Annotated in this window: 11 protein-coding genes and 1 tRNA gene; 7 read left to right on the forward strand and 5 right to left on the reverse strand. The window is 68.0% G+C overall.

What is annotated here, in order from left to right:
* Nucleotides 1–85 precede the first annotated feature (85 nt).
* Nucleotides 86–161 (forward strand) — tRNA-Ile (locus tag VGT80_RS13575).
* Between the two features lie 148 nt (nucleotides 162–309).
* Here VGT80_RS13575 and VGT80_RS13580 read toward each other — a convergent pair.
* Both VGT80_RS13580 and VGT80_RS13585 read right to left on the reverse strand, forming a co-directional pair.
* Nucleotides 310–2,520 carry a TonB-dependent receptor gene (locus tag VGT80_RS13580; RefSeq protein ID WP_327456641.1) on the reverse strand — a complete coding sequence of 737 codons (2,211 nt, stop codon included), beginning with the start codon at nucleotides 2,518–2,520 and terminating at the stop codon, nucleotides 310–312.
* A gap of 287 nt (nucleotides 2,521–2,807) precedes the next feature.
* The gene (locus tag VGT80_RS13585) at nucleotides 2,808–3,290 is read right to left on the reverse strand and encodes an Lrp/AsnC family transcriptional regulator (RefSeq protein ID WP_327456643.1); all 483 of its coding nucleotides are present in this window, start codon (nucleotides 3,288–3,290) and stop codon (nucleotides 2,808–2,810) included.
* Nucleotides 3,291–3,410: 120 nt separating this feature from the next.
* Here VGT80_RS13585 and VGT80_RS13590 point away from each other — a divergent pair, with 120 nt between their 5' ends.
* Nucleotides 3,411–4,106, forward strand: coding sequence for a hypothetical protein (locus VGT80_RS13590; protein ID WP_327456645.1), 696 nt, complete (start codon nucleotides 3,411–3,413; stop codon nucleotides 4,104–4,106).
* On the opposite strand, the gene VGT80_RS13595 is transcribed toward VGT80_RS13590, so the two are convergent.
* The gene (locus VGT80_RS13595; protein WP_327456647.1) at nucleotides 4,094–5,248 is read right to left on the reverse strand and encodes an FAD-binding oxidoreductase; all 1,155 of its coding nucleotides are present in this window, start codon (nucleotides 5,246–5,248) and stop codon (nucleotides 4,094–4,096) included. The two genes, VGT80_RS13590 and VGT80_RS13595, sit on opposite strands and share 13 nt — an antisense overlap.
* The gene (locus VGT80_RS13600; protein WP_327456649.1) at nucleotides 5,245–6,582 is read right to left on the reverse strand and encodes an MFS transporter; all 1,338 of its coding nucleotides are present in this window, start codon (nucleotides 6,580–6,582) and stop codon (nucleotides 5,245–5,247) included. Before VGT80_RS13600 ends, VGT80_RS13595 begins: the two co-directional genes overlap by 4 nt.
* 89 nt (nucleotides 6,583–6,671) lie before the next feature.
* Between VGT80_RS13600 and VGT80_RS13605 the strand changes: the two genes are divergently transcribed.
* Nucleotides 6,672–8,123, forward strand: coding sequence for a M81 family metallopeptidase (locus VGT80_RS13605; protein ID WP_327456709.1), 1,452 nt, complete (start codon nucleotides 6,672–6,674; stop codon nucleotides 8,121–8,123).
* On the opposite strand, the gene VGT80_RS13610 is transcribed toward VGT80_RS13605, so the two are convergent.
* Nucleotides 8,086–8,805: an XRE family transcriptional regulator gene (locus tag VGT80_RS13610; RefSeq protein ID WP_327456711.1), complete on the reverse strand. Its 720-nt coding sequence runs from the start codon at nucleotides 8,803–8,805 to the stop codon at nucleotides 8,086–8,088. The two genes, VGT80_RS13605 and VGT80_RS13610, sit on opposite strands and share 38 nt — an antisense overlap.
* A gap of 260 nt (nucleotides 8,806–9,065) precedes the next feature.
* On the opposite strand from VGT80_RS13610, the gene VGT80_RS13615 reads away from it, so the two are divergent.
* The 4 genes from VGT80_RS13615 to VGT80_RS13630 are packed head-to-tail and all read left to right on the forward strand — an operon-like array spanning nucleotide 9,066 to nucleotide 15,810.
* Nucleotides 9,066–11,030 carry a serine hydrolase domain-containing protein gene (locus tag VGT80_RS13615; RefSeq protein ID WP_327456651.1) on the forward strand — a complete coding sequence of 655 codons (1,965 nt, stop codon included), beginning with the start codon at nucleotides 9,066–9,068 and terminating at the stop codon, nucleotides 11,028–11,030.
* Nucleotides 11,031–11,038: 8 nt separating this feature from the next.
* Complete coding sequence (locus tag VGT80_RS13620) at nucleotides 11,039–11,989, forward strand: ornithine cyclodeaminase family protein (protein WP_327456653.1); 951 nt, start codon at nucleotides 11,039–11,041, stop codon at nucleotides 11,987–11,989.
* A 55-nt stretch (nucleotides 11,990–12,044) separates the two neighbouring features.
* Nucleotides 12,045–14,165, forward strand: a complete 2,121-nt coding sequence (locus VGT80_RS13625; RefSeq protein ID WP_327456655.1) for a S9 family peptidase — start codon at nucleotides 12,045–12,047, stop codon at nucleotides 14,163–14,165.
* Between the two features lie 22 nt (nucleotides 14,166–14,187).
* Nucleotides 14,188–15,810 carry a serine hydrolase gene (locus tag VGT80_RS13630; RefSeq protein WP_327456657.1) on the forward strand — a complete coding sequence of 541 codons (1,623 nt, stop codon included), beginning with the start codon at nucleotides 14,188–14,190 and terminating at the stop codon, nucleotides 15,808–15,810.
* Nucleotides 15,811–15,828: the final 18 nt, after the last annotated feature.

The following is a 15,828-nucleotide window of genomic DNA, read 5'->3' on the forward strand; positions in this document are numbered from 1 at the left end:
CTTCGCCGACAAGCTGCGCGTCGCTTTCTGAACGCAAGCTTTAAGGCCCGTGCCGCCCATGCTAACCGCGCTGGGTTCCCTGCGGGGGCCCGTAGCTCAATGGTTAGAGCCGGCCGCTCATAACGGTCTGGTTGCAGGTTCAAGTCCTGCCGGGCCTACCAGCAGCGCTCCGCGGACGGTCCTGTTGCGCCCTGACCATTGGCGGCGCCCGTGAAGGCCACAGGCGAAGCTTCCGCAGTCTCACCTGCGCTAAGCTGGCGGCGGTCGGCTCTCCCGCGCCGCAACCATCCGCACCGCGCCGGCTATCCGTCAGTAGCTGGCGCTGAGCGACAGCCCGATCGTGCGCGGCCGGATGATGCCTTCCGCACGCGCGCCGTTCGGCGTGTTGCCCGTTCCCCCAATCGACAGGATCCCGCGCTCGTCACCGAGGTTCTTCACGTAAAGCTCGGCGCGGTAGTTGCTCCATTCCACGCCGCCGCGAAGATCGATGCTGGTGTAGGCCGGAACCGATACCTGGCCGGAGGGGGCGAAGTCCGAGTGCCGGCGGCCCTCGAGGCGGACGCTCCCGCCGACGAACAGGCGCATGTCGTTACCGATGGGGGTCGCGTAGTCGGCGCTCACCGAGCCGCTGATCGGCGCCGAGTAAGGCAGGTGATCGCCATTCTTGCCGCCGAGGATGGCGGGTGTGTCCGCCGTGAGGTTCGCCTGGGTATAGGCTCCGTTGACGGACAGGGTCAGGCCCGGCGTCGGCACAACGGTGAACGCGCCTTCCACGCCCTTGCTTTCGGCGGACCCGCCGTTGGTGTTGACGCCAAATCCGGCGACGTTGGCCAGCAGCTGGATGCGATCCCATTTGATGAAGAAGGCGGTCAGCTCGACGGAGGCGGTGCGTTCGAAGAGGTCCGCCTTCACCCCAGCTTCGTAGTTGACGATGGTGTCCGACTGGAAGCTGCGCGGCACCGCCGCGGCGGCGGCCGGGTTCACGGCGTTGGGACCGCCAGGACGATAGCCCTTGGCGACCCGGGCATAGAGGGTCGCGTCGTCGCTCAGCTTGAATTTGGGCGCCACGGCGAAGGTGAATACGCCCTCGGACGAGGATCCCGGGAAGACGGAGGAGATGGCGGCCAGCGGGCCGCGGCCAACCGTGGTCTGGACTTCGGACTGCTTGTTGTGGCTGTAGCGGCCGCCGACGCTGACATCGAAGCGATCGGTGAAGTGGTAGTCCACGTTCGCGAAGGCAGCGTACTCCTTGTAGTCGGACGGCAGCGCGATCACCTCCGCCCCTGCCGCGGCCGGCACGATCGCGGGCGGGTTTTGCAGGCTGATGCCGCTGAGGTTCTGGTGAAGCTCGTTCTCTTCATGGGTGTAGAAGGCGCCGACCAGCCATTCGAAGGTCTGCGCGGGGGAGGACAGGCGGATTTCCTGCGTGAACTTCTTCTGCCTGAGGTCCTGCGCGAGACCCGCGCCAATCGGCGTGCCAGGGCTGAACAGCGCGGTCAGCAGTCCGCCCAGTTGCACCGTTCCGTCCTGATCGCCGGTCTGGCGGAGCGTCGCGTAGCTGGTGGCTGACAGCAGATTGGCGAAACCGAAGTCGTAGTTTTCCGTCGCATTGTAGATCCGGTAGGTGACCTTGTTGGGCTGGTCGAAGGTACGGCTGTGCGACAGGTCGTCGAAGATCGGCGCCAGCGTTACGGCGTTCACGTCCACGGTCGACGTGCCCTTGCTGGTGATGTCCTGGCCCACGGCCGAAATCCGGACGGAAAATTTCTCGGTCGGGTGGAAGAGGACGCTCGCCTTCAGGCCGCTGAATTTCGCCGAGTCGACATCTTTGACGTGGCGCACGGGGTCGTCCACGAAGCCCGGCTGATTGCTGTAGTAGCCGCTGGCGCGGAAGGCCGCCTTGTCGCTGAGCGGCAGGTTGACCATGCCTTTTACCGACCCCCCGGTGGACCCCGAGGCGGTGTCCTCGGCGTCCGCCTCGACCCTCGCCGCAAAGCGCGAGGGGTCCGGCGCGTTGGTCACGAACTTCAGGAGGCCCCCGAGGCTGCTGGCCCCGTAGAGGGTGCCCTGCGGGCCGCGCAGGACCTCGACGCGCTGCATGTCGAAGGTGTCCAGATCGGGCGCGAGGACCGCCCCGTTCGCCAGGCCGGTGACCGAGCCGTAGGGGGTTTCGTCGACATAGGTCCCGATGGTGGCGCTTACGCCGCCGGCGTTGATGCCCCGCAGCACCAGCCGGGTCGCCCCCGGCTGTGACGAGATCAGGTTCATGCCCGGAACGGTGGTGACATAGTCTTCGAAGGTGGTTGCTCGCTTCAGGTCCAGCGCGTCGCCGGAGATGGCCGTCACCGATTGCGGAACATCGCGCAGGTTCTCCTCACGCTTTTCGGCGGTGACGATGACTTCCTGGACCGTGTTGGCTCTGGAGCCGGATGACGCGTCGGCGGCATGGCTCACGGCCGGAAGCGTGAGGGCGGCGAAGGCGGCCCCGGCAAGCAAGTTCAGCTTCGTGACGGCGTTCATGAAATCCCCCTGATAGTCCCTGACCCGATGATGACAATGTTTTTGCAGAACTGGCAAATGCTTTCAAAATCTGCACGTCGCCTCCCAATGCGGAGCTCGATACGTCGGAACTGAAAGTCCTGTCGCTTCACCGGGATAACGGTGGGTCTGGGGCCGACCGGCGGCGGCATCGCGCCCATCCAGGGAGGGCCCATCAACGCGCCAAACGACGATCCTTGGATTGATCAAGTCGCAGGTCGTCAGGGGTCCGCGATGTCGAGGCGTCGCAGCGCTCGGTGAGGCCCTGCTCAGCGCGTTCGTAGGGGCAAGGCGGTGGTCGACTTGATTTCGGACAAGGTCATCGTGGAGTTGATCTCCTGGACCGTGGGGAGTGTCGACAGGCGGCCAAACACGAACTGCTCATAGGCCCTCACGTCCCGCGTCACGATCCGCAACAGGAAGTCGAACGGCCCCATAATCGCATGGCATTCAACGACTTCGGGAAATCGCCGGATGGCTTCCGAGAATTCGGTGAGATTGGCGCGACCGTGCGCGGAGAGCCGGACGCTCGCAAAGACCACCGTGTTGATGCCGAGCTTCTCGGCGTCCAGGAGCATCACCTGGCCGCGTATGTACCCCGCCGCCCGAAGACGCGACAGCCGCCGCCAGCAGGGTGATTGCGAAAGCCCGACCACCTCCGCAAGATCGTTCGTGGAGAGGGAGGCGTCCTTCTGCAGCGCATCCAGAATGCGCAGGTCGATATCGTCCAAGTTCAGATTGGAATTATCCACGAAATACCTCTTCGGCACTCTTATCTATGCGTGAAAGCATGGCAATGTCGGAAGAACGCCCAAACCCAGTCCGGCGCCGGCTCTATCCTGCCGCATCGATGGCTGGCTCGGAGCTCACAGGTGCAGTTGGTTCGGTTCGACGGGGAGCAACCTAGTTGGGCGGTGGTCGACGAAGACGACGGTGTGGTGCGCCATATCGCCGGCGAGCTGACCGCCTGGAGCGCGCGCATCGCGGGCGGGGAAGGCGTTTGGGCCCTGCCCAGGACCGGGAGAGTCCGACCCATCGCAGAACCCCTGTCGAGCCTTCGACCCCTGCTGAGCCGGATCCTGCAGATCCCGGGGGCCGGTCCGCCGGGCGCACGGCAGCTGGCCGCCGTCATCGGGACGTCCCTGACCGGTCGCCGCAACCCATTCCGCAGCATCTTGGGCTATGTGCTGCTGGAGGATGAGCGCGGTTGCCCGGCCGTGGTCACGCGGGACGAGTTCGGGGATCTGGCGCCGGGCCTCTCGGCCTCGCCCGCCGACCTCGCGTCCTTGCCCGAACGTCTTCAGGCGCTCGATCGCGCGGACGGACTGCGGTCCGGAGACCTGGTCATACTGGGAAAGGCCGACCTCAACGACCACTTGGCGGCCCGGCTGTCGGCCACCAATCTCGCCCGTCAGCACCGGGGCGCGAAGCACCGCACCGCATGGGTCGCGACGCGGCCGCAGGCGCGTGAAATTCCACGCCCGGTCTCTCCCGAGACCGGTCCGAACGCCGAAGGCCCCGGGGGCGATCCACATCTGACGCGGCGTACAAGGCGTCAGTCGGCTTGAACGGTGGCCCGGCTTTCGGTGAAGCGATCCGGCCGAAGGTCTCGCGCCTCGACGCCAAACCGCAGGAGGTTCTCGGGCGTGGGCTCGCCGCGAACGAGGGCGCAGGCAAGCTCACCCATCGCCGGCGCCGTCTGGATGCCGTAACCGCCCTGGCCCGCCAGCCAGAAGAATCCGGGGGCGTCCGGGGCATAGCCAACCACGGGACTGCGGTCGGCGACGAAGCTGCGCAGGCCTGCCCAGCTTCTGCGGACGCGATGCACCTGCAGCGTGGTCGCCGTCTGAACCCGGTCGATGGCAGTGGCCACGTCCCACTCGTCCGGTTGGGCGTCACAGGGATCCGTAGGCGTCTCGTCTCCCGGCGACAGCAGGAGCGCGCCGGCGTCCGGCCGGAAATAGAACTGCTCGTCGACGTCGATCACCATCGGCCATTCGTCGCTGTTCGACCCTTCCGGCGCGGCGACGATCAGCGCTGTCCTGCGGTTTGGCTGCAGCCCCACTGGGGCCACCCCCGCGAGCCCGGCGATCGCGTCGGCCCAGGCGCCGGCGGCGTTGACCACCGTCGCCGCGTCGATCTGCAGGTCCGGCGTTTCCACGCGCCACCCCGCCTTCGAACGGGACAGTCGCACGACCTCGGCGTTGACGATCACCTCGCCGCCCCTCGCCTTGAGCTGGCGAAGCCAGCCCTGGTGCAGGACGTCGACATCCACGTCGGCAGACCCTGTCTCGAGCGCGGCGCCGGCGACATAGTCGGGCCGCAGGACAGAGCACTGGGCTCGCGCCTCCGCGGCGGTTAGGCGGCGGATCGACGGCGCAACATCGGCCAGGGCGCAGAAGGCGTCGAGCTTCGCCATCTGGGCCGGAGAGGCGATGTGCAGGGCTCCGCGAGGATGGACGATGGGCGCGGCCGCGAATCCTTCCGGCGGTGAATAGAGAAAATCGCGGCTCGCGCGGGACAGGGCCCGGATCGGCCCGCTTCCGTAGATCTCGGAGAACAGCGCGGCTGAGCGTCCGGTCGAGTGCATGCCGGGAAACGCCTCGCGCTCAAGCACGACCACCTTGTGGGATTCCGCCAGCGCCGCGCCGGCCGAGGCGCCGGCGATCCCGGCGCCGATCACAACAACGTCGGCGGCGATCGTCTTCATGACTTGTCGATCTCTCGGGCGGCGGACAGAGCGAGACGATAGAGCAGGGTCGCGACAACGGCGCACGGCAAGGCCACGGCGGTGATCGCGGCCCCCACGGCCGCCGGGTCGTGCAGAACGTGTTCCAGGATCAACGCCGGAAGCGCGGCGCCGAGGGCAAGGCCGACGCCGATATTGATCAGCGAGACGATGCTGACGCTGAGCCCGCGGGCGTCGCCCGGCGCCAGTTCCTGCAGGACGGTGATCCCGACCGCCTGACCCGTGGTCGAGGCGAAGATCCAGACGCCGGCCAGGGCGAAGATCACCGCCGGCAGGGGCGCCAGGACGAAGAGCGTGCTGAGGATTCCCGCAACCATCGCGCCCACCGCGAGGAGCAGTCGCGAGGAGGCGCCGCCCCGCTTCACCATCCGGTCGGCCACGACCCCGGCGCCGGCCGACCCCAGCACGCCGCCGACGATCACCACCGCGCCAAGGACGCCGCCGATCTCGGCGACGCCGACGCCGAAGCGCCGCGACAGCAAGGTCGGCGTCCAGTTCAGGATGGCGAAGTCGCACAGGCTGCTCAGGCCCATGGCGGCATAGAGCGGCAGCAGGACCGGCCACAGCAGCGCCAGCCGCCGGGCGGCGTCACGCAGCGGGACGGGGCGTCCGGTGGCGCCGGCGATCAGGTGCCGGCGCCGCGGCTCGGGGACGGTGAGGGCGAGCGTCGCGGCCGGCAGTCCGAGCAGACCCAGGATCACCAGGCCCGCCCGCCAAGGGGCAAGCCCGCCGACGATCGGCAGGCCGCGCAGGGCTCCGGACTGCGCCGCCTGGAGGATAATTCCGCCGAGAGCCAGCGCGACGCCGCCGCCGACGATCATGCCCATCAGGAAAGTCCCGGTCGCCGCACCGCGGCGGTTCACGGGGAAGCTGTCGGTGATGATCGACATCGCGGCCGGCGCCAACGCGGCCTCACCAATGCCAACCGCGGCGCGCGCGGCAAACAGGGTCCAGAACGAGGTCGCATAGCCGCAGGCCACCGTCGCCAGGCTCCAGATGACGATGCCCGCGACGATCACCAGCCGACGCGGCAGGACGTCGGCGGCGCGGCCAAGGGCCACCCCTGCCACGGCATAGATCAAGGCGAAGGCGGCGCCCTGCAGCAGGCCGATCTGGACGTCCGTCGCATGCAGGTCCGCGCGGATCGGATCAACCAGCAGGCTGAGGATCTGGCGGTCGCTATAGGACAGCACGGCCGCGATGCAGAACACCCCCACCGCCCACCAGGCGCGCGAGGGCGCCGGCCAAGGCGCTTCCCCGGCCAGCGAGCCATCGATGTTCGGAGTGGTCATCATCGGTTGTGTCGGTCGCTAGGGTCAGGTTACGATTTGGCATATGTGAAAACGATTTTCCACAACCGAAATCTAGGAGATCGAGTTTGCGCGTGTTCGCAGCCGGCCTGCAGCTCGAGACAAATACCTTCGCCCCCTGGCCCACGGGCGCGAGGGCGTTCGAGGAAGCGGGCATTCGCCGCGGCGACGAGGTGCTGGAAGGTTCGGGGTCCGACCACAAGACGGCGCAGCTGTGGCGCGAGCTGTGCGTCCGCGACGGTCACGACTTTACCCCCAGCCTGTTCGCCTGGGCCCAACCGTCGGGGCCGATGGTGCAGTCCGTCTACGAGGGGTTTCGCGAAGAGATCCTGTCCGACCTCCGGTCGGGAGGGCCGGCAGACGTCGTCCTGCTCTTCCTGCACGGGGCGATGGTTTCGTCGGGGTGCGATGACTGCGAGGCCGATCTCGTCGGCCGGGTGCGCGAGATCGTCGGCCCCGCGGCGGTGATTGGCGTCGAGCTCGACCCGCACTGTCACCTGACCCAGGCGCTCGTCGATGCCGCCGACGCGGTCATCCTCATGAAGCACTATCCGCACGACGACTATCTGGAGCGTGCGGTCGAGCTCTACAGCCTGTGCACGGCGAAGGCGCGGGGCGAGGTGCGACCGACCTCGGCGCTGTTCGATTGCCGGATGGTCGGCTTCTATCCCACCACGCAGGAGCCGATGGCCTCCTTCGTCGCGCGCTTCGAGATGATCGAGCGTGAATCGGGCGTCCTGTCCGTGAGCTTCGCGCACGGCTTTCCGTGGGGCGATACGCCCGATACCGGTTCGCGGGTGCTGGTCATCACCGACGGAGATCGCTCGCTTGCCGCGCGGCTGAGCCAGCAGATCGGCCTGGAGATCTACGCCGCCCGCGACGAGCTGCTGCCGCGGTTTCCAAGTGTCGAGGCGGCGCTCGCCGAAGCTGTCGAGACCCCGGGGCTGGTCGTCGTGGCCGATACCGCCGACAACGCCGGGGGAGGCGCCCCCGGCGACAACACGGGCCTGCTGAAAGCCATGCTGGACCGCGGCGTCCGCGCGGCCGCGCTCGCCGCCATCTGGGACCCGATCGCGGCTTCGGTGTGTGCGGACGCAGGCGTCGGCGCCACTCTGAGACTGCGGATCGGCGGCAAGTCCGGGGCCTCGTCAGGCGAGCCGCTGGACGTCGACGCCACGGTAAGGGCCGTCCGTGAGGCGCACGACCAAGGGGGTCTGGGGACGGCTCGGTCCCCCATGGGATTGTCCGTGTGGATCGAGGTCGCCGGGATCGACGTGGTCCTGATCTCGACCCGCACCCAGGTCTTTTCACCGGACGCCTTCACCGGGCTTGGCATCGACTTGCAGGACAAGAAGATCGTCGCGGTGAAGTCGAGCCAACACTTCTATGGCGGGTTCGCGCCGATCGCGGCGAAGGTGATCCGGGCCGCCACGTCGGGTGCGATCCAGATGGACTTCGCCACACTGCCTTACGTCAAGAAGTCGGACCTCAACTTCTACCCGCGCGTCGCCGACCCGCTGGCTTGACGGCCTTGATGGTGTCGACGGGCGCCAGCGGCGCGCTGGTGGGCTCCGCACGCGCGGCCGTCTCCTGCCCGAGCGCGGCGATCAGCTGGGATTCCTCGCCCGAACAGATGGTCAGGACGCGGCAGGGGCCGGGGCCCGCCGACAGGTAGGCGTGGCCCATGCCACTGTCGAAGTAGATCGAGTCCCCCACGTTGAGGGTGACCGGGGCGTAGACGTCGGTATGCAGCTCCACCGTGCCTTCGAGGACGTAGGTATATTCCTCGCCGGGATGGCGGATGAGCTCGCTGAATTCCGAGATCGACCTGGCGCGGATCTCCACCACGATCGGCACGAAGCGCTTGTTCAGCAGATCCGCCGCCGGATAGACGTGCTCGTAAGGTTCGGTCTCGATCAGCCGGCCTTCGCCGGCCCGAGTGATGCTGCGGCGTCCGGTGACGAGGCTCAGCGGGGCTGCGACCTCCGACGAGAAGAGCACTCCGATGTCGATCTCCAGCCCCCGGCTGATCCGTGCGAGCTTGTCGTAGCTGAGCGACATCTTGTCATTTTCGACCTTCGACAAGGTCGAAACCGGCAACCCGGTCCGCCGACTGACCTCAGACAATGTCCAGCCGTTCGCGAGTCTCAGGCTCTTCAGGACTGACCCCGGCTTTGCTTTGGTGCTCACGCGCGCTCGGCTCCACATCTGCTTTTCGCACCCTACTACGCGCCGGGTTCCGAGGTCCAATTCGCCCCATCCCGGCCCTGCGGATCCGCGGCTCTACACAGGGAAAATTTCCCGGAAAGCGGCATTATATCCAAACCTGAAACAGCTTGCGGAATGAGAAATCGTATGAACTGATCGTGATGGCGGCCGGCGGGCCTCGATGGCGCTTGAACGCTCCTGTCCACGGGCTCCCGGTCTTCAGTGGGGCGGATCTCGCGCAGCGCCAGGGGGTTGGACGGATGACGCTACGATCCAGGTTCGCGGCACTAGGCGCGCTGTTCATCGCGCTTTGCGGGTTTGCCCCAGCCCCGGTGAGCGCGCCGGCTCGCATCGCTGCGCCCGCGCCGGCGAGCGCACACCCGCTGACCGCCGAGGACCTCTCCGCATATCTCGACGGCATGCTGCCCCCCGAGATGGAGCGCGCCGATATCGCCGGCGTGATTGTTGTCGTCGTCAAGGACGGCCAGCCCCTGTTCGAACGCGGCTACGGTCTTGCGGACGTCGCGGCAGGGCGGCCGGTCGATCCCGACAAGACCCTGTTCCGCCCGGGCTCGATCTCGAAGCTGTTCACCTGGACGGCCGTCATGCAGCTGGTCGAGGCGGGCAAGATCGACCTCGACGCGGACATCAATCGGTACCTCGATCTCAAGGTCCCGCCTTACGACGGCAAGCCGATCACCATGCGGCAGCTGATGACCCATTCGGCGGGCTTCGCAGATGCCTCCAAGGACTTGTTCCCCCCCGATATCAAGCACCTCAAGACGATGCGCCAGATGGGCGAGGTCGCCATGCCCGCGCGGATATTCGCCCCGGGGACCACGCCCGCCTATTCGAACTACGGCGCCTCGCTTGCCGGCTACATCGTGCAGCGGGTGTCCGGCGAGCGGTTCGAAGACTACATCGCACGCCACATCTTCGCGCCGCTCGGCATGACTCACTCGACCTTCGAGCAGCCGTTGCCGAAGGGCTGGTCCGCGGACATGGCAAAGGGCTACCGCACCGCTTCGGGCCACCCTGGGCCGTACGAGCTGGTCCAGATGCCGCCGGCCGGCGCCTTGGCGACCACGGGCTCTGACCTCGGCCGCTTCATGATCGCCCATCTGCAGGACGGGGAATTCCAGGGTCAGCACATCCTGGGCGCCGCGACCGCGCAATACATGCACGGCCTGCAGTTCCAGCCGGTGCCGGGGCTCCCGGGCATGGCGCTGGGCTTCTACCAGGAGCCCGCCAATGGACACCGGGTGATCGGTCACGCCGGCGATACCGGCCTGTTCCACAGCGACCTGCACCTGTTTCTCGACGATCACGTCGGCCTGTACATCTCGCTGAACAGCGCCGGCACGGGCGGCGCGGGCGCGCTGGGGACCGGCCTGCGCACCTCGGTCTTCAAGGGGTTCACCAACCGCTACTTCCCGGCGCCAAAGGCCACGCCGCCTACCTGGGCGAACGCCAAGGCCGATGGTCGGGTGCTCGCCGGCTATTACATGGACACCGGGCGCTCGGAGGCCAGCTGGGTCAGGATCCGCAGCTTCCTGCTCGGCCAGACCAAGGTGTCCTCGGACAAGGATGGGGTGGTCACCGTCTCCTCCTATCGCGGCGTGAGCCATCAGCTCCAGCGCTGGCGCGAGATCGGACCCTTCCAGTACCAGGCGATCGGCAGCGCCAGCCGGATGGGTGCGCTCGTCCGGGACGGCAGGGTCAGCCTGATCATGCGCGACGACTACCCGCCGGTGGAGGCGCTGCAACCCGTGCCGGCCAGCCTGTCGGCGGCCTGGAACCTGCCGCTCCTGTATCTGAGCGGCGGTATACTCGCGATCGCAGCGCTCAGCTGGCCGCTGGCCGCCATCATCCGCAGGCGCTACGGCTGCAGCTTCGCGTTGGCCGGGCGAGCGGCGACGCTCTACCGGTCCACCAGGGCGGTCTGCTGCGCCTACCTGGCCTTCGGATATCTTTGGTGGTGGCTCCTCAACCGCGGGGGGCATGCCTCCAGCGGCGACGACTGGATCGTCCGACTGATCCAGCTCCTGGGGGTGGTCTGCGTGGTCGGGACGCTCGCGCCGCTGATGAACGCAGGGGCGGTGTTCGCCGATCCGGCCCGAGGCTGGCCCGCCAAGGTGTCGAGCGCAGCGATTGCGGCGGCCTGCCTAGCGTGCATCTGGTTCATCGTCACCCTGCGCCTGATCCATCCGAACATCGCTTATTGAGGCCTCATATGGAGCTCAGATTCATCGGCCGCGAGGAGATCCGCAACGCGCTGACCTTCGAGGCCTGTGTGCCGCTGATGCGCGAGGCGATGATCGCGGTCTCGACTGGCGGCATCAACCAGCCGCCGCGCCAGATCCTGCCCCTGCCCAGCGGCAAGGGGGTGTTCGGCGTCATGTCCGGGGTGATCGCTGACGACCGCTTCGGGGCCAAGCTGATCAGCGCCTTCCAGCAGCCCCCTGGATCGTCGATTCCGTCGCACCAGGGCGTCGTGGTGCTGTTCGATCCGCAGACCGGCGCACCGGTCTGTGTGCTGGACGCGGGCGAAATCACCCGCATCCGCACCGCCGCGGCCAGCGCGCTGGCCACCGACATTCTCGCTCGGCCGGACGCGGACAGCCTGCTCGTCCTCGGGACAGGGGAGCAGGCGGAGGCCCATATCCGGGCGATTTCCACCGTCCGGACGCTGCGCCGTGTCGTGCTCTGGGGGCGCAATTTTGAGCACGCCAGGCGGCTGGCCAAGGCGCTGGCCGAGGAGGACGGTCTGGCGGTCGAGGCCACCGAGGACCTTGCCGCCGCCGCCGCCAAGGCCGACATCCTCTGCACGACGACCGCGTCGGCCGAACCGGTGCTGGCGGGCGCCTGGCTGAAGGACGGCGCCCACGTGAACATCGTCGGCTCCAGCCGATTGGGGCCCACTGAGGTCGACGACGACCTGGTCGTGCGCGCCCGCTACTTCGCCGACAGCCGCGCCAATGTGCTCTCCCAAGGCACGGAGCTCCGCCGCGCCGTGGAGTCCGGCCGCATCGACGATGGCCATGTGGCCGGGGAGATAGGCGAGGTGCTGGCGGGCAAGGTCGAAGGCCGCCGATCTGCCTCCGAGATCACCGCCTACAAGTCCCTCGGTTCCGTCGCCCAGGATCTGTGGGGCGGCTGGTACGTCTATCAGGCCCTCGCATGAGCTGCGCCCTCCGGGCGTGGCGCCGCGAAACTCGAACCGTCCTTGAAGGTGTCCGATGATGTTCAAGCTTCCCGGCCGCATGCGCCTGTCCACCGCCGCCGTGTCCGTCGCTGCGATCCTGGCGCCGTGGCCCGCGACAGCCGCCCCGCGCGCCCCGGCCCACGGCTTCACCATCGAGCAGGTGCTCAGCGCGCCGTTCCCCTCCAGCCTTGTCGCGGCTGGGCAGGGCGGCCGGGTGGCGTGGGTGTTCGACAAGGACGGCAGCCGCAATGTCTGGGTCGCCGAGCCCGGGGCGAACGGCGCCTTCACGGCCCATCCGATTAGCGCCTATGCCGGGGACGACGGGGTCGATCTCGGTGAATTGGACTGGACGTCGGATGGCCGCCACGTCGTCTATTCGCGAGGCGGCAGCCTGGAGGGCGGCGGTCCGGTGAACGTCCTCAGCAAACCCTCGGGCGCGCTGGGCCAGGAGATCTGGGTCGCCTCGGTCGACGGGACCGCGACGCGCCGCATCGGGCCAGGACACTCGGCGGCTGCGTCGCCCCGCGACGATGTCGTGGCCTACATCGAGGCCGGCCAGGTCTGGGTTGCGCCGCTGGCGGCGGGCGGGCAACCTACGCAGCTGATCCACGACCGCGGCCGCAGCGGGCAGATCGCCTGGTCGCCGGACGGTTCGCGCCTGGCGTTTGTCAGTTCGCGTGGCGACCACAGCCTGGTCGGCGTCTACGACTTTGCCGCCAAGACCATCGTCTGGCTCAGTCCCAGCGTCGACCGCGACGTCGCCCCGACCTGGTCGCCTGACGGCCGGAGCCTCGCCTACGCCCGCATCGCGGCGAGCAACGCGGGCCTCTTTGCCGACAGCCATGAGGCGCAGCCTTGGTCGCTGTGGGTCGGCGACCCCGTCACGGGCGCCGCGACCGCCGTGTGGACCGCGAGCGCGGGGGCCGGAAGCGCCTTCCATCCGCTGGAGTCGGAAACCAACCTGATGTGGACGGCCGACAACCGGCTGGTCTTCCCATGGGAGCGCAGCGGCTGGCTGCAGCTCTATTCGATCTCGCCGGCGGGCGGGGAGCCGACCCGGCTTACCCATGGCGACTTCGAGGTGTTCAGCGCCAGCCTCAGCGCCGATCGCAAGCGGATCGTCTATTCCTCCAACGAGGGCGACATCGATCACCGCCACCTCTGGGAGCTCGCCGGCGGTACGCCTCGGCAACTCACGCGCGGCGCCACCATCGAGGACAGTCCGGCGGTGACCAGTGACGGCCGGATCGTCGCCTTGCACGGGGATTGGCGCAAGCCGATCCGCCCGGTCTCGCTGACCGCAGCGGGCCAGCTTGTCGAACTTGCGGCCGCGGCCATGCCGGCAGACTTCCCGGCCGCGCGGCTCACCGAACCCAAGCAGGTTGTCTTCATCTCACCCGACGGGGTGAAGGTCCATGGCCAGCTGTTCCTGCCCCCGGCCGGGCGCACCGGACGGGGTCCGGCGATCCTGTTCTTCCACGGCGGCCCGACCCGACAGATGCTGCTCGGCTGGCATCCGATGGACGCCTACGCCTACATGTACGGCCTGAACCAGTATCTCGCCGACGAGGGGTACGTGGTCCTTTCGGTCAACTACCGCGGCGGCAGCGGCTACGGCCTTGATTTCCGCGAAGCCAAGGCCTTCGGCGCCAAGGGCGCGAGCGAGGACAACGACATCGTCGGAGCGGCCAAATACCTGGCGTCCCGGGCCGATGTCGACGCCGCGCGCATCGGCATCTGGGGCGGGAGTTACGGCGGGCTGATGACCGCGCTGGGCCTGTCGCGCCACTCTGACCTGCTGGCCGCGGGCGTCGACTACGCGGGCGTGCACGACTGGAGCACCATCGGGGGTCGGCTCGGGCCGGGGGCCGGGGACCCCGCTGCCGACCTTGCCCTCAAGTCCTCGCCCATGGGCGCCATCGACAAGTGGAAGTCGCCGGTGCTGCTGATCCATGCCGACGACGATCGCAACGTCCCGTTCTCGCAGACCGTCGAGGTGGTCGAGGGCCTGCGGCGGCACAACGTCGAGTTCGAGCAGATCGTCCTGCCCGACGAGATCCATGACCTGCTTCGCGCGGCCTCCTGGAACAGGTTTTTCCACGCCACCGATGACTTCTTCGCCAGGCATCTGCATTCGCAGCCCGCGCGCCGCTAGACCACGAGGACGGACGATCGCCATGCAAGTTCCACGCACCGCTTCGACCCCGCGCCAGCGCCTCTTCGGCGGGGCTCTCGCCTGCGTCCTCGGGCTCGCCTTGGCCACGCCCGGCCTGGCCGCGACGCCCACCTCCCCGGCCTTGCCCGTGGGCGCGCAGCCACAGGACATCGACCGGCTCGCCGCGCGCATCCAGAAGACCTTCGACGTGCCCGGCATGTCGGTCGCCATCGTCAAGGACGGCAAGGTGCTGTTCGCCAAGGGCTACGGCGTGCGCGAAGCCGGCAAACCGGACAAGGTCGATGCGGACACCCTCTTCGGCATCGGCTCCAACACCAAGGCGTTCACGGTGGCGGCGCTGGCGATACTGGTCGACGAGGGCAAGCTCAGCTGGGACGACAAGGTCATCGACCGGCTCCCGGGCTTCCGCCTCTACGATCCCTATGTGACGCGCGAGCTGACGGTCCGTGACCTGCTGACCCATCGCAGCGGGCTTGGCCTCGGCTCCGGGGACCTGATGCTGTTTCCGGTCAGCGATTTCACCCGCGCGGAGATCATCCACAATCTCCGGTATCTGCCGCCCGCCTCGAGCTTCCGGTCGAAATTCGCCTACGACAACCTGCTCTACATCGTCGCCGGCGACTTGGTGCCGGCGGTCACCGGGATGAGCTGGGAGACCTTCGTCCAGACGAAGATCCTGGACCGGCTGGGGACCGGTTGCGCCGCGACGGTCAGCCTGATCGCGGGGCGCAATGTGGCCATGCCGCACGTGGTGGTCGGCGACAGGATGACCGTGGTCACCCCCGACCCGAGCACCGCCTACGACCCGGCCGGCTCTATCCAGTGCAACGCCAGCGGCATGGCCGCCTGGGCCGAGCTTCAGCTGGCAGGGGGCAAGTTCAGGGACGGGTCTGCGCTGTTCACCCGGGCTCGGCAGAAGGAGATGTGGATGCCGCAGACCATCGTCGCGCCCCTGCCAGAGTCAGCCGCGGCGACCCAGACCCACTTCCGCAACTATGGCCTAGCCTGGTTCATCGAGGACTATCAGGGCGCCTTGCGCATCACGCACACCGGCGGCCTGGTCGGAATGGTGAGCTACGTCTCCCTGCTGCCGGAACAGCATCTGGGCGTCATCGTGCTTACCAACCAGCAGAGCGGTGGAGCCATGTCGGCGATGATGCAGTCGCTGCTCGACCCGTTCCTCGGCAAGCCGGCCAAGGACTGGGTGAAGGTCTGGGCGGATCGACAAGCCGAACAGGCCAAGCTCGCCGATGCCGCCGATCGCGACGCGGAGGCCGCGATCAAGTCAGCCGGCGGCCGCGCCTTCCTGCCGCTCGACGCCTACGTCGGCGTCTATCACGACTCCTGGCGGGGCGACGTGACGGTCAGGAAGCAGGGCGACAAGCTCCGCATGGTGTTTAGCCGGACCTCGGACATGGCCGGCGACATGCAGGTGATGAAGGGCAATGTCTTCGCAGTGCGCTGGGACGACAAGACCCTGAAGGCCGACGCCCTCGTCAACTTCCGCACCGGGATGGATGGCAAGGTCAGCGGCATGACGATGGCGCCGCTCTCGCCCACCACCGACTTCAGTTTCGACTTCCAGGACCTCGATTTCGTTCGCACTGCGGCGACCGCGAAGTAGCCGCGGTCGCCGCCTCGG

Source organism: Phenylobacterium sp. (assembly GCF_035944335.1).
Classification (GTDB): Bacteria; Pseudomonadota; Alphaproteobacteria; order Caulobacterales; family Caulobacteraceae; genus Phenylobacterium.